The organism is Sphingobacterium siyangense (assembly GCF_007830445.1).
GTDB classification, from domain to species: domain Bacteria; phylum Bacteroidota; class Bacteroidia; order Sphingobacteriales; family Sphingobacteriaceae; genus Sphingobacterium; species Sphingobacterium siyangense.
Genome location: NZ_VLKR01000005.1, coordinates 68,615 through 92,490 on the forward strand (window position 1 = coordinate 68,615; position 23,876 = coordinate 92,490).

Annotated in this window: 21 protein-coding genes; 10 read left to right on the forward strand and 11 right to left on the reverse strand. The window is 39.4% G+C overall.

The features are described from left to right. Positions 1-2: 2 nt before the first annotated feature. From IQ31_RS06565 to IQ31_RS06595, 7 genes are all read right to left on the reverse strand, one after another. On the reverse strand, positions 3-3,476 hold the full coding sequence (locus IQ31_RS06565; RefSeq protein WP_145327509.1) for a DEAD/DEAH box helicase family protein: 3,474 nt from the start codon (positions 3,474-3,476) through the stop codon (positions 3-5). A gap of 92 nt (positions 3,477-3,568) precedes the next feature. Then, complete coding sequence (locus tag IQ31_RS06570) at positions 3,569-4,096, reverse strand: helix-turn-helix transcriptional regulator (RefSeq protein WP_145327510.1); 528 nt, start codon at positions 4,094-4,096, stop codon at positions 3,569-3,571. Continuing rightward, complete coding sequence (locus tag IQ31_RS06575; protein ID WP_145327511.1) at positions 4,086-4,556, reverse strand: N-acetyltransferase; 471 nt, start codon at positions 4,554-4,556, stop codon at positions 4,086-4,088. Before IQ31_RS06575 ends, IQ31_RS06570 begins: the two co-directional genes overlap by 11 nt. Positions 4,557-4,631: 75 nt before the next feature. Then, complete coding sequence (locus IQ31_RS06580) at positions 4,632-5,765, reverse strand: restriction endonuclease subunit S (protein ID WP_145327512.1); 1,134 nt, start codon at positions 5,763-5,765, stop codon at positions 4,632-4,634. A gap of 1 nt (position 5,766) precedes the next feature. Continuing rightward, the gene (locus IQ31_RS06585; protein ID WP_145327513.1) at positions 5,767-7,242 is read right to left on the reverse strand and encodes a class I SAM-dependent DNA methyltransferase; all 1,476 of its coding nucleotides are present in this window, start codon (positions 7,240-7,242) and stop codon (positions 5,767-5,769) included. A gap of 87 nt (positions 7,243-7,329) precedes the next feature. Continuing rightward, entirely contained in the window at positions 7,330-7,989 is a 660-nt protein-coding gene (locus IQ31_RS06590) for a hypothetical protein (protein ID WP_145327514.1), read from the reverse strand. A gap of 115 nt (positions 7,990-8,104) precedes the next feature. Further along, positions 8,105-9,112 (reverse strand): helix-turn-helix transcriptional regulator, encoded by a 1,008-nt coding sequence (locus IQ31_RS06595; RefSeq protein WP_145327515.1) that lies wholly within the window; start codon positions 9,110-9,112, stop codon positions 8,105-8,107. A 200-nt stretch (positions 9,113-9,312) separates the two neighbouring features. Between IQ31_RS06595 and IQ31_RS06600 the strand changes: the two genes are divergently transcribed. Further along, positions 9,313-9,690 carry a hypothetical protein gene (locus IQ31_RS06600; protein WP_112374984.1) on the forward strand — a complete coding sequence of 126 codons (378 nt, stop codon included), beginning with the start codon at positions 9,313-9,315 and terminating at the stop codon, positions 9,688-9,690. A gap of 17 nt (positions 9,691-9,707) precedes the next feature. Continuing rightward, positions 9,708-10,205: a hypothetical protein gene (locus IQ31_RS06605; RefSeq protein ID WP_112374983.1), complete on the forward strand. Its 498-nt coding sequence runs from the start codon at positions 9,708-9,710 to the stop codon at positions 10,203-10,205. 109 nt (positions 10,206-10,314) lie between these two features. Here the strand turns inward: IQ31_RS06605 and IQ31_RS06610 are convergent, their stop codons facing one another. After that, positions 10,315-10,776 (reverse strand): helix-turn-helix domain-containing protein, encoded by a 462-nt coding sequence (locus tag IQ31_RS06610; protein WP_088163129.1) that lies wholly within the window; start codon positions 10,774-10,776, stop codon positions 10,315-10,317. A 668-nt stretch (positions 10,777-11,444) separates the two neighbouring features. On the opposite strand from IQ31_RS06610, the gene IQ31_RS06615 reads away from it, so the two are divergent. Then, positions 11,445-11,693, forward strand: a complete 249-nt coding sequence (locus IQ31_RS06615; protein ID WP_145327516.1) for a hypothetical protein — start codon at positions 11,445-11,447, stop codon at positions 11,691-11,693. Between the two features lie 135 nt (positions 11,694-11,828). Here IQ31_RS06615 and IQ31_RS06620 read toward each other — a convergent pair whose 3' ends face one another. After that, positions 11,829-12,551, reverse strand: coding sequence for a 3-ketoacyl-ACP reductase (locus IQ31_RS06620; RefSeq protein WP_088163127.1), 723 nt, complete (start codon positions 12,549-12,551; stop codon positions 11,829-11,831). A gap of 97 nt (positions 12,552-12,648) precedes the next feature. On the opposite strand from IQ31_RS06620, the gene IQ31_RS06625 reads away from it, so the two are divergent. Beyond that, positions 12,649-13,353 (forward strand): IclR family transcriptional regulator, encoded by a 705-nt coding sequence (locus IQ31_RS06625; RefSeq protein WP_145327517.1) that lies wholly within the window; start codon positions 12,649-12,651, stop codon positions 13,351-13,353. A 235-nt stretch (positions 13,354-13,588) separates the two neighbouring features. On the opposite strand, the gene IQ31_RS06630 is transcribed toward IQ31_RS06625, so the two are convergent. Further along, the gene (locus IQ31_RS06630) at positions 13,589-15,319 is read right to left on the reverse strand and encodes a M23 family metallopeptidase (RefSeq protein ID WP_145327518.1); all 1,731 of its coding nucleotides are present in this window, start codon (positions 15,317-15,319) and stop codon (positions 13,589-13,591) included. A 13-nt stretch (positions 15,320-15,332) separates the two neighbouring features. After that, on the reverse strand, positions 15,333-15,944 hold the full coding sequence (locus IQ31_RS06635; protein ID WP_115046513.1) for a fumarylacetoacetate hydrolase family protein: 612 nt from the start codon (positions 15,942-15,944) through the stop codon (positions 15,333-15,335). Positions 15,945-16,429: 485 nt separating this feature from the next. Here IQ31_RS06635 and IQ31_RS06640 point away from each other — a divergent pair, with 485 nt between their 5' ends. The 6 genes from IQ31_RS06640 (at position 16,430) to IQ31_RS06665 (ending at position 23,867) form a co-directional block, all read left to right on the forward strand. After that, entirely contained in the window at positions 16,430-17,065 is a 636-nt protein-coding gene (locus tag IQ31_RS06640) for a DUF6266 family protein (RefSeq protein WP_115046514.1), read from the forward strand. A gap of 36 nt (positions 17,066-17,101) precedes the next feature. Beyond that, the gene (locus IQ31_RS06645; RefSeq protein ID WP_112374977.1) at positions 17,102-17,761 is read left to right on the forward strand and encodes an HAD family hydrolase; all 660 of its coding nucleotides are present in this window, start codon (positions 17,102-17,104) and stop codon (positions 17,759-17,761) included. 87 nt (positions 17,762-17,848) lie between these two features. After that, positions 17,849-18,337 (forward strand): gluconate 2-dehydrogenase subunit 3 family protein, encoded by a 489-nt coding sequence (locus IQ31_RS06650; protein ID WP_070570191.1) that lies wholly within the window; start codon positions 17,849-17,851, stop codon positions 18,335-18,337. 7 nt (positions 18,338-18,344) lie between these two features. After that, positions 18,345-20,060, forward strand: coding sequence for a GMC oxidoreductase (locus IQ31_RS06655; RefSeq protein ID WP_070570188.1), 1,716 nt, complete (start codon positions 18,345-18,347; stop codon positions 20,058-20,060). 423 nt (positions 20,061-20,483) lie between these two features. After that, positions 20,484-20,675 carry a hypothetical protein gene (locus IQ31_RS06660; protein ID WP_145327519.1) on the forward strand — a complete coding sequence of 64 codons (192 nt, stop codon included), beginning with the start codon at positions 20,484-20,486 and terminating at the stop codon, positions 20,673-20,675. 147 nt (positions 20,676-20,822) lie between these two features. After that, positions 20,823-23,867: a SusC/RagA family TonB-linked outer membrane protein gene (locus tag IQ31_RS06665; RefSeq protein WP_145327520.1), complete on the forward strand. Its 3,045-nt coding sequence runs from the start codon at positions 20,823-20,825 to the stop codon at positions 23,865-23,867. The last annotated feature ends 9 nt before the right edge of the window (positions 23,868-23,876 follow it).

The window sequence follows — 23,876 nt, forward strand, 5'->3', positions numbered from 1 at the left end:
ATCTAGGCCCCGATATCTGCATTTTGGTTAACTTGCTTGATTAAGCTCATGAGTTTGACAACATTGTTTTCGTCAAATAATCCGATAACCCCGCTGTCATCTAGCTCCGTAAAAGGAGGTTCCATGAGATCGGCGGTTTCTAGATAACCGTTGGTTACGAAATAACGTATTACAGTGTCCATAAACTTGATCTGCTTGGCCGAAAGGTTAGCTTCACCAATAAAATTTGTGAAATGAGCCTGTATAGCCTCTTGATCCAAGCCGATAATGGACCGAATAAAAGTTCCTAGCGGCTGATCACCAAATTCTTTTATAAACTCTTCCTTGGACCCCAGTGCCTCCGCTACGAGGTATTGTTCTAACTGCTGTAATTCGAAAGCATTGATCGGTTGATTTTTATGCAATTTGTCGATCACAAGATGATGCTTATTCTTTTTGATAAAGGCGGTTACTCGATCTTTATAACCTTGTAGATTTTTAAAATTTGCGATAATATCATACCCGATAATTTCTTCCTTTAAAAGATTATCATCAAGCTTTGTATAAATAGGTTTAATGTTATTCTCCTCTTTGAGCAAGTGTATTAGATCTCGAATTTCCTTTCGTAGATTTTCAATTTTTGATACTGATGCATCTTGCCAAAAATCTATGGAGGCCATCTCTCTTATGACGATTTCTTTAGCAGCGACAGCAGGTACATTTCGCTTTTTTAATAGTCTCTTTCCTATATCCATAAAGTTCTGGATAAGGACGGTCTGCCGCGGAGATTTATTAATCATTGCTCCTTGCAGTTTATAACTATTTAGATCGAATCGTTTAGCCATTTCATCTATGTCTTCAGTGTAAGGAATAAGATGAGACAGTTCCGTTTCTATAGCAATGATAGCAGATTTATTGAGGTTGTCCCACTTGCTTCTATCTGCAAATTGATGCACTACAGCGAGATGCTTTCTGACCTCATACCGAGCTGTATCCAGCTGCGCTACTTTGGCATGTAGTTGATTGATATATTCCTTTGCTAAAGCTAAATCTTGGTTATTGGCATCCATATTCTCCTGAATAAGGTTAGCAACATGTAATTGTTCCAGAAACAACAGTTGACTTAAAGGTCTTTGGGTATTCGTTTGATAACCGTCCGGATTCTCCTGAAAGAACTCAAGGTTTCGGCAGTAGTCAAATAGTAGGAAGAATTTTTTATCCTCATGGGGTCCAAATAAATCACGACGTAAACGAGTACCCCTTCCTACCATTTGCCAAAACTTAGCATATGATTTTACCGGTTTAAAAAATATGAGATTCAGTACGCTAGGTGCATCGACTCCTGTATCCATCATATCGACCGAAATAGCAATCTGAGGTTCTAGTTCTTCTTTGTCATAACAGAACTTTTCAAGTAAATCTTGCGCTTTGTCATTGTAATTGTCAATGACCCGGCAAAAGTTGCCTCCATATTCGGGATAGTTTTTGTTAAATCGCTCTTCGATAAAAACAGCATGACGATGGTTTCTGGCAAAAATAATCGTTTTGCCGACCTTATCGCCAGAAGCTACTTTTAACCCATTATTCATGAGGTGATCCAAAACAAGATCTACTGTAGGTTCATTAAATAAAAAAGAATTAATCTGAGACGCTCCAACTTCAAATTCCTGAAGGGCTTCATCAGATACCGCTGTCAATCCCAACTTTTCCTCTAATTCGGCCTTATCCTCATCGCTTAAATCTTTGTATTTCACGCCATCCCTTACCATCTGTACAGGGACAGCATACGAGCGTGGCGGTACTAAAAAGCCGTCGTTTACGGCAGTATCTAATTCGTAGGCAAAAGTGGGTATATCATCCTCTAATTGAAAAAATGAATACGTATTTTTATCAAGATCTTTTTTGGGTGTAGCCGTTAACCCAATCAATAAACCATCAAAGTAATCGAAGATAGATTGGTATTTTTGATAAATGGAGCGGTGTGCTTCATCGATGAAAATAGCATCAAAGTGACCTACACCATAATCCCGACTATCGCCCTCCATTTGGTTGTTGATAAGGTTCATCATGGTTGGATAAGTCGAAAAAACAATTCTGGTATGACCTGTTTCTTTTTCTTTGGTCAGATCTACTGCTGACAAGTGAGGCAAATGCTCCTTAAACGCATTTTTAGCCTGTGTAACCAACGCATTTCTATCTGCTAGGAAAAGTATCCGTTTGGCCCAATTGGACTTAGTAAGCATATCCACAATGGCAGCAGCAGTACGTGTTTTACCTGAGCCCGTTGCCATCACCAATAAAGCACGACGATTTGTTCCTCTCAGTTTATCATTCTTCACCGTTACGAAATGCTCCGAAAGTCGCTGTATTGCCTCTAGCTGGTAATATCTCCCCGCGATGGCAGCATTTACTTCAAATTTCCTGATATCCTTTCGCGATTCCCGTCTTTTGATCAATGTTTGTAACTCCGATTTGCTGTAGAAACCGTAAATCTGTCGGGGCGGATAAAACTGATCATCCCATATATACGTTTCATACCCATTGGAGTAAAAAATAATAGGGCGCTGGCCGGTATTTTTTTCTAGACAATCCGCATAAAGTGTGGCCTGGTGTTGACCCTTATGTACATCGTGAAGCGTACTTTTAGCTTCAACAATCGCTAGTGGTTTGGCATCATCGTTCCAAAGGACATAGTCGATGTATCCTTTGCCAGAAGGATTCGTTGATAAAGGCATTCCACTTACTTCAAACTCCAGATCGCGGGGTTTTTGTAGGTTGTCCCATCCAGCTTCTCTCAGATAAAGATCGATGAGCAAGCGACGTGTCTCCAGCTCAGTTATGAGCATAGGCGGCGCTGGTAAAGCGGCGATAACTTGTTCTCGTTCTTCCTTTCTGTTGGCGAGTAGCGATTGTACTTCTTCCAACTGTTTGCGCAACACTTCATTCTGCAGTAAAGCCTTTTGTTTTTCTTTGTAGGCTTCATCTGCAAGCTTTTGAGCCTCTTGATAAGATTGATTTAGTTCTTTAACTTTTTTTACGTTGATATCATCGACCAGACCACGAGGGATTAGATTCTCATCGAATTGTGCTTCTCCCGGAAATCTTTTGGCGTATAATTTTGCTATCCAATGTAAAAAGTTGTACATGCATTTGAGTACATGTAAGGCCTCTGTATCTTTAATTGTTTTTACGGTATTCCCTTTTCCTGCGTGCGAAGCAATATTGCCTAACAAACGAACAGTATTCAATTCTTCACGCACAGAGGACCTTATGTTTTCACGGAATGAGTCCGTATGCAGCAGACTATTGATCGATTTGTCAAATGGCATTTCAAAATCCGAGTCATTTTCGTAAAGCCAAAAAAGCGACATCTCTAAGGTAGAGCGGCATAGCATCGCCGCAAAACGCGGTGCTGTAAAAGTATGCTGTTCTGCCTGTGTGATTTCTTGGTAAATAAGAGGAAACTCTTCCGCTAAAAAGTCAAAATTTGATACCATTTATTTCTACTCAATTTTCTATCTATATTAATATGGTTTTATCGCTACATGAAAGGATACCTATGGAAGATACATTAATTATCCTTAAATCATTAAGAAAATGCCGGAAACTTTATTTTCTTTTCAAGTTCTTCACGCCACTCATCCTGATGTGCCATTGTTTCATTGATTTTGTCACGATAGTATACCTGATACCAACTCTGTTTATGAAAGCCTTTAATCGCCTTAAAAATACGCTCGGAATGAATCATCAGCTTCTTAAAAAACTCCTCTTTCGGTTCACGATGATTGTTCAAGATCTGACTTAGAGACACAGGTGTAATATCCAAATCTTGTGCAAACTGTTGTTGTTTTTCGTAGATGGTATTAATATATGTATTTAAAAATGACGTAAATTGATGTTGCACATCACTTTCAGCGGAGTTCAAGTACTCGTCAATTTGTAGTTTTAGCTGCATCAATTTTGCGCGCATTATATCCTGTTCGGACGTTCTAGCCATCCTATCCTTTCTCGCCTGCATTAACAGTTGAGCATCATTTTGTTTTTCCTCCTGCGAATTATACCTCGCGTCTACGCCATATTCGACCGTATTCAAAAGCGTTGTTTTTTTAGTTGTCATGGTCATAAAGTTCAATTAATTCAAAAATCTCCGGAACCTCTAAACTAAGTGTCACTCCGGTAATATTCATTTTATATTTATCGATATAATGCTGTGCGATCTGGGTTTTGGGTCGTAATGAAATACAGGCCCATTCACCAAAATCACGTACTGCAAGTTTGGCCACGTATGCCAATAAGTTGCCAATAATTCTGTCGTATATTTTAGCTGCCCCCACATTTTCTACCGATGCGGTTAATAACCTCACATGGATCCGCATCTCATCTGGGATTCTTTCAAAAGAAATCAAGCCCAATATATCGTCTTTCCCTTTAATCGTCAATTTGAATATTTCAAAAGAAGCTTCCTCATTCCAATCAAAGAAATACCTGTTGACAGGTAAGTTTTTGAAATCGCTCTTTTGAACCGGAGCAATTTCGATTAAATGGGACTGACTTGTAGCGACTTCGATAATATTCACAATACGAATATAACTAAAAAAGTTTACATTATCTGTAAACTTTTTGTTCTAATATTGGATAAAAATGAAAGGAGACTAACTTACCAACTCACCTTTGAATGCTTTCTGCAATAAGGACTGAAAAAGCTCCTCGGATTTCTGTGCATTGGTTTGCGCTTTGAGCTGGTTGATCAACTCTATTTTTTTAGCGAAGGCTTCTTGGAGGTGGAGAGGGGGATTAATTATTTCATAATTTTTAATCAAACCAGCATTAAGGTTAGGTTGATTTCCTCCTCTGCCTAAACTCCTCAAGTCTTCATAATTTTGCTTTAATAATTCGAATAAATAAGCATAATTCATTTTTTTTGAGGGAGATATAACAGCGCAAGCTTGATTCGTTGCGGCATCAATACCAAGAATACCGATCTGCCCTCTTGTCTTCCCCTGTCCATACATTGCAATAATTATCGACCCTTTAGGGTAAATTCTACAACTGGAAGACTTTAAAGCTTCTTCGGATATTTTTTCGTCTGTCTCTAAGATCGTTGTACCCCTAACTTCACCAGTTTTTACCCAGGGAATATTGCCAACATAAAAACTATCATTTGATCTGCTAGGGGTACTACCGGAAGAAACATTTGATAGGTCAGCTATCTTTATCACCTCCCAACCCTTCTCATTTCTAACCGGATCGCCGAACATATCGATAAAGATAGCTTGCGCAAGTTCGTCGTATTTGGTTTGTAGGTCTTTGTCTTTGCGACGTAACTCATCCGCCATGTCCAAGATCGTAGCTATTTTTTCTTGAATAGGTAACGGGGGGAGCGGGACTAAGGTATTATCAAAATTTCCTTTCGTAATATGTTTCATGGTAGCACCATGTACTTGAGATTTTAAGTCATCTAAAACATATTGAATAAGGTATATAAAAAAAGACTTATTAATTTCTTTTTTATTAAAAACTACTTTAAAAATATGTTGATTTAACCAACCATCAGACTTATTCCAAGTGTACACTCCAAGCGTAGCAGACCATGAAATCAGTATATCACCTTTGGTTATTTTGTACTTATTATCAAGTTGTCCTTTATAATAATTAGTTTCTGATGATGATTTTGTTAAATTTTGAATCCTAATTATTTCATGTCCCTCACTGGACCAATCAGAGGGCTTAAATGCGTAACCATTAATAAATGTTGCTAGTTCCCCTAACTTAACTTTCTCCCACATATTACAACAGCCCTTTCAATTCGTTTAACAATACCTGTCTCTCCCGATCAATCTCCGCTATCCGTTCAAGGATTACCGCTGGCTTTTCATAGCTCACGTCTTCATACACGACCTCTTTATAGCGGTTGATACTCAAATCATACCCATTATTGCGGATTTCTTGGGCTGGTACGAAGAATGACTGATTCGTACGTGTACGATCTTGTTCGTTAGCTTGGTTATGGTATCGTGTGATAATATCTGGGATATCATTGGTCGCAATAGCATTGCGCTTGTCGTCCAAGCTATAACCATCGGCTTTCATATCGTAATACCAAACCTTGTCAGTACCGCCCGAATTGGTCTTGGTAAAGATCAGAATTGCGGTACTTACCCCTGCATAAGGTTTAAATACCCCCGAAGGCATGGAGATCACAGCTTGCAACTGTTGATTGTCCACCAATTCTTTGCGAATGGCTTTGTGCGCAGTGGATGATCCAAATAAAACGCCATCAGGAACGATCACAGCAGCACGCCCCCCAAGGGTCATCATGCGTAGCATCAGACTCAAGAAAAGAATCTCGGTTTTCTTCGTATTTGTCATTTGGAGCAAGGAGCTCTCAACATCATTTGCATTCAGCGCGCCCTTAAATGGCGGATTGGCTAAGATAAGGGAATATTGTGAACTGATGCCATTGCGCTCAGCTAAGGCAGAACCTGAAAAAAGTACGGGATTCTCAATGCCGTGCAACTGCAAATTCATCGAAGCTATGCGCAACATGGAGGGATCGATTTCCATTCCATTGAACATATTGCCGTAATAGTGCTCACGGAAGGTTTTATCGAGCAGCCAATCTTCATGCGTTTCTTGGATGTACTCAGCAGCGTTCACCAAGAAACCTGCAGTACCCATTGCCGGATCACAGATGGTATCGTCTTGTTGGGGTTGCATCAGCTCCACCATCATGCGGATGATATGCCGCGGTGTCCGGAACTGCCCATTGGTACCTGCCTCGGCAATTTTACTTAGCATATACTCGTATAGATCACCTTTCGTATCTCTGTTACTCAACGGTAATTTGTCGATCTGTTGTACTACGCTATCTAACAGACTTGGACTCTCTATCATGAAAGTTGCACCTTTCATGTACTGCGAAAATTTACCTCCTGCAGTACCAAGCGTACGCATAAAGTCAAATGCCGTCAGGTTCTCTAGATCTGTTTGTGGTATGCGAAAGATATCCATCATGCGCTCAGGATCTAGTTCTTTAAAATAAGACCAACGTAGTGGCTTCTGCTCTTCAGTGTAGATATCTGCTTTTTTTGAGCTTCCCAATAATTGTTTTTCTTTGTCAATCGTAATCTGCCTATCATCCAATTGTTTTAAGAAAATCAGATAGGTAAATTGTTCAATAACGGTCAAGGGGTTAGAAATTCCTCCTGTCCAGAAGTCATTCCATATTTTATCTATTTGGGATTTTATTTCTCCGGTAATCATCAGTATTGGGGTAATTTGTTTTTTTTGCTCTGTAAAGGTAAAGATTTGTTTTTGTTCTTTATTTCCTAAAAGTTTGTATGCGGCCTTTTAAGACTGAATTTTATATTCTAATTCTAAAAGTGATTGCGAATCCAATAAAATAGATATATCAGTAATATCTCCAATAAAAACAGAATTGTCTTCAATAAGATTCGCTGCTATTCGGAATTCATTTTGGTATTCAAATGTCTTTTGCTTTTGAAAGATTTCATATTTGCCATCAAACATTGGGCAATTGTCATAATATGAGACATGATCCATATCATAATTTGATTCCATTTTTCCAATCAATCTTTCTAAGAACTCCAATGGCTTGGTGATTATTAAAGCACTTTCACCAAATTTCAGCATTTTGCTGTCAATTTTATACGTATCGTCAATCACATTTGGAATGGCATATAAACAGTAGAGATGGCTGTATTTATTCTGAAAGAGATTTAACTTCATTTCAGGGATATTTATTGTAACATCCTTTTGATCCTTGCTTTTGAATCGTATAGAGCCAGACCCCGAAAATCTTCTTTCCAACCCTTCTAAAGAATCTCTTCTATAAAAATCCGTTTGGTCTAAGTCAATATCTTCTTTCTCTTGCGTTCTATACCCTTCGAACATTCCAAAATAGACCTGTCCCAATTGTTGTAATTTAACCAAATCTTCTTTTCTCCCTATTTTTATTAGAATTGGAGGAACCTTAATTGTTTTGTTCATACTGCTTTTTTTATGATATAAAACTAAAAGGAAACTATGCAGTAGATGTGCATAGATGTTGTCTGGCTTAGCAGGCTATCCAATAAGGTTTGATATTGAGCGATGTGGTTTCATCCTAATAATATTGCTTCACGCTTTCTTCGAGCTTTGCACGAATTATCGCTCTTACCTCTGTCGGCTCCAAAACCTCCACAGCAGGACCAAAACCTAGTACTTGAGCATAAAACTCATAATTAGGAATAATCTCCAGTTGCAAGATGATATATTCCGAGCCGCGTTCGATAACAGTCTGTGAAGGATGTAAAGGCTTCGATTCAATATATGGCCATAGCGACTTATTCACTTTGATTTTGACAAACTGACAAGCGCCGCCAATAGGTTTACTAACGCCTATTATATCTTCGAAGTACGCTTCATGCGTGTCCTTCTGAAGACTAAATGCGATACCTTCGGCTGACTCAAACGTAATCATACGATCCAGCGCTAGACTGGTCCAAGTATCAAAGCCGTCCCGCTGGCCAAAGAGAAACCATCGCTTGTTATATTGTTTCAGAAAATATGGATGTATTAAAAAATCTTCTTCTTTATCTTGATTGAACGATTTGTACCGTACGGTCAATACTTGTTTTTGCTGTATGAATTTTAGCAAATCTCCCAAAAGATGGAGATTTTTAAGGTATTCATTTTGGTCAAAAAAGATGCATTCGTCCAGATCCTCCAATTGAAAACTCTTTTTGAGTTTCAACGCCAGTTCTTGGACAAAATCAAATTGGGGCAAACCTTTAAATCTTCCTAACATATCCAGCGTCATTTTTAGTAAATCAGCTTCCACGGGATTGATTTGTTGCATGCCGATCGAATATCCTCCGTCGGCATAACGGTAGTAGGTCTTTTTCCCATCTTTAAAAGATGCTATGGGGGCTCGGAAACCTGTCTCACTACGCATAAAATCGATGTCTTTCAAAATTTGTCTGCGAGAGATAGAGGAGTTCCTGCCAGTATAGTCCATTAAAGCTGCCGAGACATATTCGATAAGGTCATCGATAAAAAATTTCCGGCCTTTGTTGGAAAAACACCTGTCCAAGGCTTCGTAACGTATAATTGCATGTTTGTTGGTGGCCATCACAAATTTATTGGTCTATAACAAAGATAAGGCTTTTCTATGCATTGTATGTGCATAGAAGATCGTAAACCAGTGAACATACAGTGCACACGACCTTATTTACTTTGTAGCAAGTTTATTCATTCAATAATTACATTTCCTACGGTAACCCGTAATGTTGAGTGAAATGAACTGGATATGTTTGCCAAAATTATTTAACTATGTATAAATTACTACTTTCAGGATTATTGATCTTATCGCTGAGCGCTTGCCAAAGTTATAAATATGGCAGTGAGGGCCCCACAGAAAAGAGCAACCTGACCATGGGGGTGGTCAAAAGCCGAATCATCAAAGGTGAAACAACACAAGACGAAATCCTCAAACTATTTGGATCGCCAAATCTTGTTTCCAAAAATAAATCAAACCGTGAAGTCTGGAGCTACAACAAGATGTCAGTCGAACAAAAAGCGGGATCAACAGATTTTTTTGCTGGTCAACGTGCGAGCCAAAGCAGCAGCAGTAGATCTTTTGATCTGATCATTACGTTTGATGAAAAAGATATTGTTGCAGATTATTCCGTTATATCTACCGCATTTTAACCTTAAAACACACAAAAATGAAAAAAATTATTACATTATTATGTATTGCCATCCTATTTGGCTCATGTGCTACAAAAATGGTTACCAAATCACCTACAGAAGTAAAGATGATGACCACAAAGCAATTGGAATCTAATCAAGAACTCGTATTCAAGTCAGTAATCAGTCTACTACATTCCGAAAGCTATATCATTGATCGCGCCGATAAAGAAACAGGATTGATCAACGCCAGCAAAAGAATTGAAAATAAAAATGCGGCCTCCCAGCGTTTTTGGACGGGTGTATCCAAAGATGCCAATACTTCCAAAGCGATGTTTTATATAGAACCGATAAATGATGAAGTAACGGAAGTCAAGATTACCATGTACGAAGGGTCTGAGTCTAGCCGCAACGGTTACTGGGGTCAGGTGAATAAAGATACAAAAGAACAAATGATCTATGAGCCGCAGGTCTACCAAACCTGGTTCCAAAGCCTACAAGCGGAAATCGAACGTCGCAAAGCATTGGGTAGATAAATTGTCGTTAACAATATTATTCACTTAGATTTATAAATGAATAGTCATAAAAAAGGGATGTTCATTCTTGCAGAACATCCCTTTTTTATAATTTTTATACGACGGAGTACTATTTTCCTTCCTTCAATTTTTTTACTTCATTGGTAAGGTCCAACACCGCCTGGCTCAATGCTGCAATGGATTGTGTCTTCGCTCGATCCTCCTCAATAAATTTTTCAAGCAATGCGACCAGCTTATCTGATCCATCATTGTTAAATGTTGGTTGGGAATGTTGACTAGAGTTGGTTGAGTGATCGTTAAATGTATGTGAATGCTGTATATTATAAATTACATTCTCATCCTTAAAAGATTGAACAAATTCAGCTGTTACCCCCAATGCAGTAGCCAGCTCTTCTAAAAGCGGCTCATCGAGTGCGACCATATTTTCAAAGTCCGAAATCCGTTGCTGCGAGTACTTGTTGCGGCAAAGCTGACCGAAAGCCTCCTGCTTAATTCCCTGAATCTCACGGATGCGTTTAATATTGTGACCGATATGCATGGTTTCGTTTTTTTCTTTAAAAATAGTATTCATAATCTAGCAAAATTAGAGGGTGGTTTTTTACCGGTAAATCGGTGGAATACCACACCCTAAAATAATAAGTAATGCAATAACTTTGCCTTTAAAGTTACGAATTATTATTGTAACGAACAGCAACCGCTGAATGCTCTTTGACCTATTGGTATTGAAAGAAATTTTATAAGATCAATAAAAATTAAAAATAATGAGGCTGCTTGATAAGGCTTCTTGTCCAAATATACACAACTGAGGCCGTTCCTTGCTAATAAGGAAACTTTATAACGTATGCATAAAGTGGCTGTCTTACGTCTGCTACATATAAGAATAGCTGACCGTTTGTGACACCGCAGGTTGAAAGTGATTTCAAGTACAAAATCTATATTATGCACAACTAGTTTCTCACGCGCTCAACACTACTAAAAGTATATACAATAGGTGGGCTTGCTCTTGATATAAACTTACACAATTGGCGTTCGCTTACTCGTTTTCCGTAGCATATCAATAATTCGTATACACAAAGGTGGGCGCTCGCTTTAAATCTGTTTAATAAGAAATATATCAATACCAATTTTGTCAATGTGCTATTCAGCTTTAATATACCTATCATAAGATCAAGGTTTCCCGAGAAATCCGTCAGAGCCGGTCGAGATCTGTAAAAGTGATAAACCAATTAAACATGGATTATGGAAAAAGGAACTTTGACGCAAGAAGACGAGGAACTCATGGGGCAATACGGCGAATACAGACAGATTAAAAAGGGAGCTTTGCTCCACAGAGAGGGAATGGTAGCAAACTATGCATCAACTCAAAGACTCACCCCAGAAACGCTACGAAGATTTTGTGTCAAATTACCCCAATATCTACAATCGCATTCCGCTTTATATGATCGCTTCTTACCTAGGTATTTCAAGAAAAACACTGACAAGGGTTAGGGGCGGGAAATAATTAGTCACTTTATCACCATCTACACTCCTGATAAAAAGGTTTATCAAAATAATGATGATAAAAAAGGCTAAATTAACCGTAGTTCAGTTAGCCTCTTCTTACAACGTTGACAATAAAAAACCTTATGGATTGGTAGACCACAAACTGAATTCTTTTACAAAAGCACGTTTTGGCAATTTCAGATGGTGTACGACTAGGGTCGCCAAATCTTCCGGCTGTAATACTTTTTCTTCGTTTCCATCGGTGAAGTTGGCGTTCACCGTCATATCTGTGGCAATGGTACTCGGGTTGATGGTCGATACACGAATGTTGGACTTGCGGCCTTCTTGCATCACACTCTCGGTAAGATTGATCACCGCTGCTTTTGATGCTCCGTAGGCACTCATTTTTGCAGAACCTTTCAAACCTGAGGTAGATGCTATGTTAATGATATCACCACCATTGTTTTTGACCATCTCCGGGAATACCTCGTGGATCATATAATACGTTCCAAATACATTTATTTTGAAAGCTTGCTCCCATTGCTCAACTGGCAATTCGTTGATACCTCCTACAGCCAAAACTCCGGCACTATTAATAAGAATATCAATAGTTTCAAAAGTTTCCAAAATACTTTTTACCGTGTCTTGCACACCTGTATAATCTGAGACATCCAAGGCATAAGTTTGCACTTTTACATCGCTGTTAATGGCGCTGATTTCAGCAGCTACCCGTAACAAATCTTTTTCTGTACGACCTGCCAGAGCGATATTGACCCCTTCTTTTGCCAATTCCAAAGCCATCGCTTTACCTAACCCTTTACCAGCACCTGTGATAAGGGCATTCTTATTTTTTAAATCTTGCATATTTCTATTTTATATATCGCAAAATTCTGTTTTTATTTTATTATAAACGACTATTGAGTATTAAAATGTAAATTTGTTCCGTAATAATGAACAAAACATGATACAGTCGCTCGAGAAGCTATTTCTCATTATGGATTATATGGTACAAAACGGTAATCGGGTGCGTATACAAGATATTGCATCAGGTTTGGATATGAAAAAATCTACGGTACATAATTTTGTTAAAACCTTGGTGCAGATGGGCTATGCAGATCAAGAGGAACTTTCTACCCGATATTACCTCACAGGCAAAATGCATCACCTCATCCCAACGGAATATTCTACCGCTACACTGAAGACAGACTATCGTCCTATCGTAGAAAAAATAACCGAACTCACCGGTGAAACCGCTTATCTAACCATACAGCTAGGATCCTATATGCGGCACGAACTAAAAAGCGATCCCAAACGCTCTGTACGTATAAGTCTAGAAGTAGGTAAAGAAATGGATGTAATGAATTCGGCTTTGGGCAATGTTTTTATGGCACATTCACCGAGTTTGACCAAACAATTAATGGTTAATCTCATCGAGCCAGAACAAATCAAATTGCAAAAGCAACTCGATAATGTAATAGAAAAAGGCTATGCTGAAGATTATGAACGTTTGGAAAAAGAGATGAATTGCGTAGCGGTACCAATTTATAGTAATAATAAATTATTGGCAGCAATTGGTATTTCAGGCCCATCGTATCGTTTTGGAACTAAAGAAATGCAACAGGGAATACAGATCATTCAATCATTATTAAAGAATAAGGTATCTTAATCTACACGATAATCGTTCTATAGCGTGTAGATGGAATGCATCATGCTTATTGTACTGTGACAATTAAAAATGTAACATTGATTATTGTTGAGTAAAGGAAAAGAGTCCTCGCCAATTCCAGGACTCTTTTCCTTTACTCATTTTATCATTTCCCTTTTGTTTGAACCAAAAATCGAAAATTGCAATTAATGTAGCAGATCAGGTCGGACAAATGTTGTAAGTTTGAAATTAGCTGTTAACGCGATGTGGAGAATGAAGCCTCGTAGACCTTCAAATTCCCTTTGTTGTCTTTCACTTCAAGTTTAAAGTCGTGTCTGCCACTGCTGAGTTCCGGTTCGAAGTCATGCCAGATATGTCTTGTTTTAGGGTCATATTTCATTAAAGCCCATTTCCCGTCAATATAAGCGTCAAAAGTAGCTATACCCGATAGATTGTCACTGATGGTAAAATCGATGGAGCGTTGATTGGAAACATTCTTGCCGTCGGTCAGGTTACGCGCAGTGATATTTGGTGCAATGGTATCGACAGCGATGTAAAAACCACCAAATTCGCGTACGTTGGCTACCACCCAGCCGTTCTCATATTGACCACCTTGTGCTCCGCCATCAGAAGAAACAATCAAGGCTTTGTCATAAAGATTTTCAGACAAGCTGTAGTCTGGTTTGATCATGAGCTTATAATATCCGAACACCGGTGTATAAGCGTTGTGGATATAGTGCATTGCCGAGTAGCCTTTTGCAGGTTTTGCTCCCTGCGAATAATTGAAGTAAAGGTCGTCATACAATATGTTTTTACCCATGTAAATACGCGCATTTTCCGCCTCATATTTGTTTTCATCGGCATAGTGAAACATTTTAAGCCCCTTCGCATTTGGGCGGCTGATGGAAAGTGAAGGGTTATTCTGCACCTTAAAATTCAATTCGCTCGTATTCCCTTGAACATCCTTGACCACATATTTTATCTCATGCACCTCATTGTCTTTCAACGTGATTTTACCGAGGTTATCCAAGTTTTTGAAGATGTTGATCGGATTGTTAGGATCTTTGAAGCTCTTTTGCACGCGTACCCCTGACTTTTTTAAATAAGGGTAGTCTACGTAGGACTGTATCGCACGGGTCTGATCAAAAGGAATGGATTCGAACAGTACCGTGCTGATGTTTCTATTATCTAAAAATAGTTCAATCGAATATACACCATATGTAAAAGAGATTCCTCTCCGTTTATCAACGGTGTTGATTCCCAATCCAAAGGTACCATTCACAGAGATAGGGGCGTTTGTTGCTAAACTATAATTGCCGCTACCAACAGATCTGATGGTTTGATGCCTGCGGGGCGTATTTTCATCAAACAGTTCGGAACCCAAATCGTAGACCGTCATACCGCGGATAATCGGTTTGACACCGTCTGGAAACAACAGTCCAAACAATTGCGGATTGAGCGGCAATTGTGCTTTTGTATCCCGGATTTCGAAATGAAGATGTGGGCCAGCTGAACCACCGGTATTGCCCGAATTTGCAATAAACTCACCTTTTTTCACCGGGACCTGATTTGGTTTGAGGAATACATCGACATCAAAACGTTTCTGCTTGTACTGCTCATCTTTGATGATTTTAGCAAGATCTGAATTGAAACTCTCTAGGTGCATGTATACCGAGGTGTAACCATTGGGGTGATCAATGTAAACATAATTACCACCACCACCTATCTGTACCCTGACGCGGGATACAAAACCTTCCGCCGCTGCATGCACAGGAATATTGATGCGTTGTTGTGTGCGGTAATCGTCTCCGCCATGAAAATGCGTCGCGCGCAATTCGCCAAACGATCCCGAAGCCTGTGGAGGAATATCCATGGGGCGTACAAAATAATTTTGTGGATAATTGCGACTTTTGATAATATCTTGCCCTTGGCTTAGGCCTGCCGTACAAGTGAGGAAGGCCAGTAATGCTATTCTTTTTGTTGTCATAAGATGTCCGAGCTTATTTAATTTTACAGCTAAACATCTTCTGTTCGCCGATGAAACCTTCCAATAAATCGCCGATGGCTACAGATCCGACACCAACTGGAGTTCCGGTGTAAATGAGGTCACCTTTGCGGAGGGTAATAAATTTGGAGGTATATACAATCAGATCTTCGTAGGAAAATATCATATCCTTGGTATTTCCCTGCTGGACTGTTTGTCCATTTTGCTGCAGGGAGAACTCAATCGAGTTCACATCTGCAAGCTCTCCTTTAGGAATCAAGTTGCTGATCACTGCAGAATGGTCAAATGCTTTTGCCAATTCCCAGGGAAGGCTTTTCGCTTTAAGTTCCTGCTGTACATCTCTGGCGGTGAAGTCAATGCCCAGACCAATGGCATCATAATACGTTGACGCAAATTTGGGCGTGACATGCTTTCCTTCTTTACAGACCCGGAGGACAACTTCGGTTTCGAACTGAATGTTTTTGGAGAATTCGGGGTAATAGAAATCTTTGTTATCCTTTAATACCGCAGTATCGGGTTTTAAAAATATAATGGGATTTTCTGGGACTGGATTATTGAGTTCTTTCGCGTGGTCGATGTAATTGCGACCGATTGCAATTATTTTCATGATATAAATTTTTAAGGCAATGAAGCTTTCAGATTTCTTGGCAAGCGCTTTAGCTCGACGTTCATCGCGAGGATGTTTGAAGCCAGATCCAAAGATGGCTCCGCTTTTTATGTGAGCGTCTTACACGTGGCGGAGACATATAACTTCCATGAAGATCATATGACTATCTTCCTAAAGCTTGTTGCGGACTTATACCCAGTAAACCTGTGTTTTCGCTTGCCACAACAAACTTAGCAAATGTCCGATGGTTATCCAAAAATGAAGAGAAGCAAGTCCATTTTAATTTAAATTAAGATTGCTATTTATATAGGTTTTAGTTAGGTTTTGTTTAGGTTTTAGTTAGGTATAGTATAGGTTATAGCTAACTAAAACCTATAGTATACCTAATCTAATACTAGTTCATACCTAATTTAATTCAAACATTAATACAGATCGATTGTTAAGAGATCATTGTTAAGATGATAATTAAACAAAAAACTTAAAATATGGCTATATTAGAAGATGGGCCCAATGGTGGCTTTCGAGGTAAAGTTGGATCGATATATGGATACAATCGTATGGGGCAATGGATTATTCGGGGTGCAAGGAGGAAAAGTAGTAAACCTCCGACTGAAGCTCAGCGATTACATCGCCAAAAAATGAAGGCTGTCGGAAAATTTTGTGCAGAGAACAAAGCTGTCTTTGATTTTGGCTATGAGTTAAAAAAAGAAAATGGATCTAAATATGGTGCATTTCAGCTTGCGCAAAAGCATGTTTTCAATGATGTGTTGGCTTTTGATACTGACTATAATCCCGTCGTGAATTTTGAAAATTTGAACGTGTTTGTGGGGGATTTAATACCGCCTGAGGGTACTAAGGTGAGTGTGAGTGAAGGACGTATATTTTTGGAATGGATACCAAACCCAGCGTATGATGATGAAATTTATAAGTTAAATCTAGCATTTGTTAGCTTAAATGATTTCTGCTCGTTAAAACCAGCAGTTGCATCTGCTAAGGATGGTCAATGTTTCGTCAATGTACCAGTTGAATTAAATCAGAAAGCTGATTATCATGTCTACATCGGGTTTTGGGATACCTATCATGGTGCATTCTCAAATTCGACCTATTGTGGCGTCATTTAATAGGATTTTTCCACCTACTTGTGTATCTTTAACACTATGAATAAAATACAGGCGGTATTGTTCGATCTAGACGGTACGTTAATTGATTCGGAATATTTCTATTTCAAAAATTGGGCACCTATATTAAAACAGGAATTTAACCTTCAGATCAGCTATGAAGATTGGATTCGCGATTTTGCTGGACATACTTTAGCACATAATGTCAAGCGTCTTACCGAGGACTATGGCTACGACGTGACGGAAGAACATATGTGGAAGCGTACACGTGCGGCTTATGCCGATTCTAACATGAGCGATATTGAATTGATGCCTGGAGCACGAGAAATTTTAGCTTTTTTGAAAGCAGAAGATATCCGTATTGGGCTTGTGACCTCGAGTTATAGAAGCACAGTCGATACTGTTTTGGGCAAGCACGAGCTTTTGGATTATTTTGAGTTTTTTGTCACGCGTGAGTGTGTGGAGCTGCCAAAACCCAATCCGGAACCTTATCGTTTGGCATTGACACATCTGGGTCTACCAGCCGACCGCTGTGTGGCTATTGAGGATACGTCAACAGGAAGTACATCGGCATTGGGAGCAGGGACACAGTTGATTGCAGTTACGAAGCAAGAGGTAGAACGTGCTAGACTAACAGCTGTTGATAACATTGTGGAAAACTTATCTGAGGCGAAAGCCCTGTTGGCGCAATGGATTTGAGGGTTGTAAAATAATTTAATCGTTTTAGCATTTGTATTTTTAGTCGGATATATGTAATATTACCGAATTGTAAAGGGAACTCTGATTATGAACCGTAGAACCGCAATAAAGCAATTTTTCATTATAGCTGGCGGACTGACAATTTTGTCGTCCTGTCTGAATGATGGAGGTGCATCAATTGTATTAAATAAGCTGAAGATTTCGGCGGAAGATGAGCAATTTTTGGGCGATCTGGCTAACATCCTGATTCCGAAATCGGATACACCGGGAGGAAAGGATCTGAACCTGCATCTTTTCGTCATCAAAATGGTGGATGACTGTGAGTCGCCAGAAAATCAGGCTAAATTTGTCGCTGGTTTCAACAAATTGCGAAAACAGTTGAATTTAAAAAATAACAAAGAGACTGAGACCACTTTGGCGGGGTTAAAAGACCAAACCGACGAGAAGGCTTTTTTTGAGACCTTCAAATCGCGTGCAATTCAGGGGTATATGAACTCAGAATACGTGATGAAGAATAAGGTGATTTATAAACTTATTCCGGGTCCGTACAATGGTGCGGTAAAAGTTAAGGCATAAATAGCACATGGCAAATCTAAATATTGACAGTGAAAAAAACAGAACCTACGATGCGATCGTGATCGGTTCGGGAATTAGTGGCGGTTGGTCCGCAAAAGAGTTGTGCGAGAAGGGCTTGAAAACATTGGTTTTGGAACGCGGACGTGATGTGCAACATATCAAGGATTACCCAACCACCAATATGATGCCTTGGGAGTTTGAACATCGGAATGAAATGCCTTTCAAAGTAAAAGAAGAAAATCCGATTGTCAGCAAATGTTATGCATTCCATGAAGATGCAGCCCATTTTTTTGTAAAAGACAAGGAACACCCTTATATTCAAGAGAAACCTTTTGACTGGATCAGAGGCTATCAAGTTGGCGGCAAGTCGTTATTATGGGCGAGACAGACGCAACGTTGGTCTGACTTTGATTTCGAAGGGCCAGCGAGAGATGGTTTTGCCGTAGATTGGCCGATACGTTATGCTGATTTAGCACCTTGGTATGCTTATGTCGAAAAATTTGCTGGGATTGCAGGTAATCACGATGGACTTCCTGAATTGCCTGACGGTGAGTTTTTGCCAGGGTACCCCTTAAATATTGTCGAGAAGTATTTTAAAGAAAGCGTCCAAAAGAAATTTCCGGAGCGCAAAGTGATTTCAGCACGTTGTGCACACCTATCAAAACCAAATCAGATTCACATCGAACAAGGACGTGTACAGTGTCAGAATCGCGTACTTTGTCAGCGAGGATGTCCTTTTGGTGGATATTTCAGTTCCAATGCAACGACAATTCCTTGGGCGGCCAAAACCGGAAATATGACGCTACGTCCATTTTCGGTTGTTCATTCGATTCTCTATGATGAACAAAAGGGAAAGGCAGTGGGTGTACGTGTTATTGATACCAATACAAAAGAGGAAATTGATTTTTATGCCAAACTGATTTTTGTCAATGCGGCTGCAATCAATACGAATTTGATCTTATTGAATTCTAAATCGAACCGTTTTCCAAATGGTTTGGGTAATGATAGTGGTGTGCTCGGAAAATATGTTGCCTTTCACAACTATAGTGCACGCATTTATGCAGAGTATGAAGGGATGTTGGATTTTACGGCCGAAGGGCGGAATCCCGCAGGTGGAGGCTATATTCCACGTTTCAGAAACTTGCACAAACAGGAAACGGACTTTTTAAGGGGCTATGCTGCCGGTTTCGGAGCTTCGCGTAGTAAAGAGTCGGATCGTTCGGGTTTAGGGCTAGATCTGAAGAACAATTTGTTGAATCCTAAATTAGGTGTTTGGCAGGTTGGATCTCACATGATGGGTGAAACGATACCAAAAGAATCAGGAATGGTTTCATTGGATAGCAGTAAGAAAGATGACTGGGGTATTCCATTGTTAAAAATTGCTGTCGATTATGATGAGAATGATGAAAAAATGAAAAAGGATTACATCGCTGTCATGACGGAGATGTTTACGGATGCTGGCTTCACAAACATTCGCCCGGATTCACACTGGCAGGCTCCAGGTTTGGATATCCATGAAATGGGCGGTGCACGTATGGGGCACGACCCGAAAACTTCGGTATTGAATAAATGGAATCAGATGCATGCTGTGAAAAACGTTTTTGTCACAGACGGTGCAAGTATGACCTCGACATCAACACAAAATCCTTCATTGACCTATATGGCATTTTCGGCACGATCTGTCGATTATGCGATTAGCGAGATGAAGAAAGGAAATATTTAGTTTACCGGGGAAAGGTTTTGAAAATAAATCTTTCCTTTGTAAAATTAAAGTGCTATCTTTCCACCCGAATAGCACGTTAAAACCAAGAAAGAATAACCAAAAAGGAAAACAATAACGAATAAACAATTAATGAACCAATAAGTAATCAAAAAAAAGCAATTAAAAAACCAAAATAGGAAACCAAAAAATTTTACAACAAAAGCAAAAGCGATTTAGCAGACTTTATTGCAGATTCTATGCGGCAATAATACCATAGACATTTGAACCCAAACGTTTTCTGTTAAGTGAAAGCAATGGAATATAGCAGGCAATTTTAAGAAAGCAGATCGATTTTAAAACGATTAATTAAGGGAAACTAAATTAAACTAGACGTTCTAAGTATCTTTTTGCTAAAACGTTTTTATAAACCAAATCACTATTAATATGAGCAAAGTTGACGTAAAATCACTTGCGCAGCTTGGGAAAAAATCAAAGTTATTTTTCTCATTGGCTGTCATTGCTGGTACTTTCCAACAAGTCAATGCCGCGGTCGGAACTTCAGCCAATTACGATGGAAAATCCTTCGTAAAAGAAGTAAACCATGTGCAGCAGCAAGTTAAAGGACGTTTTTTTTAAAAATAAATGATTAATAATTCATAGGGTTTAATCTATTACGATAGAAATGAGGCTCACGTATTCGTATTAATTTTTTAAAAACTAATTAAACATGATCGTTTTAGTTTTGATCAGCTAAACGTTTTATAAACCAAAATCACTAGTTATATGAGCAGAATCGATTTAGAATCATTTGCCCGCTTAACGAAAAATACCAAGCTGTTTTTTTCGTTGGCTATTATCGCAGGGACGATACATCAGGCAAATGCGCATGTCATCGCCAAGAGGGAAGATCCAAAAGAGACCTTTACCCATAAGGTCGCTAAGTTTCAGGGTTTAATTAAAGGAAAGGTACAGGATGCAAAGACTGGAGAAGGGATCTCCGGTGTTTCGGTTACCGTCAAGGGATCAGCAAAAGGTACAACATCGGATGGCCAAGGTAATTTTGCCCTGCAAGCCAAGATAGGAGATGTCCTGGTCGTTTCGTCCATTGGTTATCGAACAAACGAAGTCAAAGTAATAGGAAATGCCCCGATTGATATTCGACTATCCGCGACAGAAGACCAATTGGAGGAGGTTATTGTTGTCGGTTATGGTACGCAAAAGAAAAGTGAAGTGACTTCAGCAGTGGCCTCTGTAAAAGAAAAGGATTTCAATCAAGGTGGTATGCGCAACCCAATGGATCTGGTGCAAGGTAAAGTTGCCGGGCTAAACGTGACGAGAACCCAGGGCAGTAATCCAAATGCTGGTTCAGATATCCAATTGCGGGGTATGGCCTCCATGAAAGGCGGAAACTCCCCGCTGATTGTCATTGATGGCATTCCTGGTGGAAATCTAGATTTGATCAAGCAAGGAGATATTGAATCCATAGACGTGTTAAAGGACGGATCTGCAGCGGCTATTTATGGGACGCGGGGTAATGGTGGTGTAATTTTAGTAACCACTAAAAAAGGCAAATCTGGAGAACCACGATTTGAATATTATACCTATGGTCAACATGAGTCTGTCGCAAAGAAACCTTCGATGCTGAGTGCGCAGCAATTTAGAGATTATGTGGTCAACGGACAGAATAAACCTGATCTTGACCTTGGCGCTTCAACAGATTTGTATGACGAATTGATCAATAAAGGTAATTTCTCAACATTCCATAATTTTGTTGCCAGCGGTGGTGGCGATAAATCCAACTACCGTGCTTCAATTAACTATGAAAATGCCGAAGGCATTGCTAAACAGAATGGACGTCAGCAATTTGGCGGTCGTGTCAATTTTTCGCAAACTGGATTAAAAGATCGATTGACTTTCTCCGGTAATATTGCTGCCAATTTCAATAAAGCAGATCTTTTGGGTGGAAAACCGGAATATTTCGAACAGGCAATCCAGCGCAATCCAACTGCTCCACTATACAATCCCGATGGAAGTTTCTACCAAACCCAGGGGTATAATAATTTTAATCCGTTGGATCGTATGGCCAACCGTGTAGATCAACGCAATCAGGAAACTTTTTCGGGAGACGCCCGTATGAAACTCAAGATTATAGAACCATTGAGCATCTCAGCCTTCGGATCCTATCTTAGAAATAATTGGAACGATCGTCAATATCGGTCGATCAAAGATTGGGACCAACGCCAAAATTCTGAGTATCAGGGTATGGGCTATGCCTGGAAAAGAAATGAGTTAAATTGGTCCAAGACCTTTGAAACCACAATTGATTACAACCAAACATTCAACGACAAGCATAATATAACGGGTTTACTCGGTTACAGTTTTCAATATAATGGTTATGAGCGATTTGAGATGTCCAATAATGGTTTTACAACAGACGCTTTTCAAGACTGGAATATGGGAAGTGGTACGGCTCTGACAAATACAAAACTTCCGCGACCATCGATGGGCTCATTTAAGGAAGACAATAAACTGATTGCCTTTTTTGGACGGGTAAATTATAATTATGACCAAAAGTATTTTGTGAGTGCAATTCTCCGTCGGGAGGGCTCCTCACGATTTGGTGCTAATCATAAATGGGGTAATTTCCCGGCGATTTCTGCGGGATGGACCATTACCAATGAAGACTTTTTCTCCAATAAAGAGCTTGTCAACAATCTGAAGCTCCGTGTAGGGTATGGGGTAACCGGTAATCAGGGTTTCCCGAATTACAATTCATTGATCTTGTTGGGAACAGGCGGGGTATATCCGCAGGATGGCATCTATTATCAAACGTATGGACCGACACAGAACCCCAATCCAGACTTAAAATGGGAACAAAAAGCCGAATTGAATATCGGGCTTGATTTTGGTTTGTGGAATAACCGACTAACAGGATCTCTGGATGTCTATAATCGTAAAACCAAAGATTTATTATACCAATATAAGGCGCAACAGCCAGCCTATGTGAGTACAAACATTTGGTACAATGTAGGCGAGGTTTCGAATAAAGGTGTTGAATTGCAATTGTCTGGAGTTCCAATTCAAAAAGAAGATTTTAAATGGACGGTGGATTTTGCGGGAAGCTATCAAAAGAATAAACTCGTTACCATGTCCAATGATATCTTTAAGAGTAATTGGATGACTTTTGGCGGTCTGCCCTCTCCAGGTAATCTTGGAGATGCCATTCGTCTTGAAGAAGGCGGTGAAATTGGTTCCTTCTATGGAAAACGTTATGCGGGTCTGAATGATGCTGGAGAATGGCTCTTCTATAAAGCTGACGGCTCCAAGGCTACCATTGCGGATATAAATGATAATGATCGCGCCTATATTGGAAATGGTGTTCCCAAATTCAATGCGTCGCTAGGTAACCGGTTTGCCTATAAGGGCTTCGATCTGACCGTATTTTTCAGAGGGAAATTTAAGTATGATATTTTAAATACAGCGGATATGTTCTTTGGTAATCAAAAATGGTTGCCTAATAATGTTTTCGAAAGTGCTTTTACTAAACATGCCGACCTTAAACAGGATCCACAGTATTCGGATTACTACCTTGAGAATGGAAGTTTTGTGAAACTGGATAATATTACATTGGGATATAACTTTAAACTAAAGACTGATTATATCAAAAGTCTATATGTATATGCGACAGGGAGAAATATCGCAACCATGACCAAATATACGGGGATTGATCCAGAGTTGCAGGATACAGGTTTTGAAGCAGGGATTGATTCGCGCAGTTTCTATCCAAGAACAAGATCTTGGACAATTGGTTTAAATGTTGGATTTTAAAATAGTAAG

What these genes read in the sequence shown, in the direction of transcription:
- IQ31_RS06660 (WP_145327519.1), top strand. Translation starts at nt 20,484, where the DNA reads ATGAGCAAAGTTGACGTAAAATCACTTGCGCAGCTTGGGAAAAAATCA.
- IQ31_RS06645 (WP_112374977.1), top strand. Translation starts at nt 17,102, where the DNA reads ATGAATAAAATACAGGCGGTATTGTTCGATCTAGACGGTACGTTAATT.
- IQ31_RS06655 (WP_070570188.1), top strand. Translation starts at nt 18,345, where the DNA reads ATGGCAAATCTAAATATTGACAGTGAAAAAAACAGAACCTACGATGCG.
- IQ31_RS06590 (WP_145327514.1), bottom strand. Translation starts at nt 7,989, where the DNA reads ATGAACAAAACAATTAAGGTTCCTCCAATTCTAATAAAAATAGGGAGA.
- IQ31_RS06650 (WP_070570191.1), top strand. Translation starts at nt 17,849, where the DNA reads ATGAACCGTAGAACCGCAATAAAGCAATTTTTCATTATAGCTGGCGGA.
- IQ31_RS06565 (WP_145327509.1), bottom strand. Translation starts at nt 3,476, where the DNA reads ATGGTATCAAATTTTGACTTTTTAGCGGAAGAGTTTCCTCTTATTTAC.
- IQ31_RS06665 (WP_145327520.1), top strand. Translation starts at nt 20,823, where the DNA reads ATGAGCAGAATCGATTTAGAATCATTTGCCCGCTTAACGAAAAATACC.
- IQ31_RS06585 (WP_145327513.1), bottom strand. Translation starts at nt 7,242, where the DNA reads ATGATTACCGGAGAAATAAAATCCCAAATAGATAAAATATGGAATGAC.
- IQ31_RS06595 (WP_145327515.1), bottom strand. Translation starts at nt 9,112, where the DNA reads ATGGCCACCAACAAACATGCAATTATACGTTACGAAGCCTTGGACAGG.
- IQ31_RS06600 (WP_112374984.1), top strand. Translation starts at nt 9,313, where the DNA reads ATGTATAAATTACTACTTTCAGGATTATTGATCTTATCGCTGAGCGCT.
- IQ31_RS06620 (WP_088163127.1), bottom strand. Translation starts at nt 12,551, where the DNA reads ATGCAAGATTTAAAAAATAAGAATGCCCTTATCACAGGTGCTGGTAAA.
- IQ31_RS06570 (WP_145327510.1), bottom strand. Translation starts at nt 4,096, where the DNA reads ATGACAACTAAAAAAACAACGCTTTTGAATACGGTCGAATATGGCGTA.
- IQ31_RS06580 (WP_145327512.1), bottom strand. Translation starts at nt 5,765, where the DNA reads ATGTGGGAGAAAGTTAAGTTAGGGGAACTAGCAACATTTATTAATGGT.
- IQ31_RS06635 (WP_115046513.1), bottom strand. Translation starts at nt 15,944, where the DNA reads ATGAAAATAATTGCAATCGGTCGCAATTACATCGACCACGCGAAAGAA.
- IQ31_RS06605 (WP_112374983.1), top strand. Translation starts at nt 9,708, where the DNA reads ATGAAAAAAATTATTACATTATTATGTATTGCCATCCTATTTGGCTCA.
- IQ31_RS06625 (WP_145327517.1), top strand. Translation starts at nt 12,649, where the DNA reads ATGATACAGTCGCTCGAGAAGCTATTTCTCATTATGGATTATATGGTA.
- IQ31_RS06615 (WP_145327516.1), top strand. Translation starts at nt 11,445, where the DNA reads ATGGAAAAAGGAACTTTGACGCAAGAAGACGAGGAACTCATGGGGCAA.
- IQ31_RS06610 (WP_088163129.1), bottom strand. Translation starts at nt 10,776, where the DNA reads ATGAATACTATTTTTAAAGAAAAAAACGAAACCATGCATATCGGTCAC.
- IQ31_RS06630 (WP_145327518.1), bottom strand. Translation starts at nt 15,319, where the DNA reads ATGACAACAAAAAGAATAGCATTACTGGCCTTCCTCACTTGTACGGCA.
- IQ31_RS06640 (WP_115046514.1), top strand. Translation starts at nt 16,430, where the DNA reads ATGGCTATATTAGAAGATGGGCCCAATGGTGGCTTTCGAGGTAAAGTT.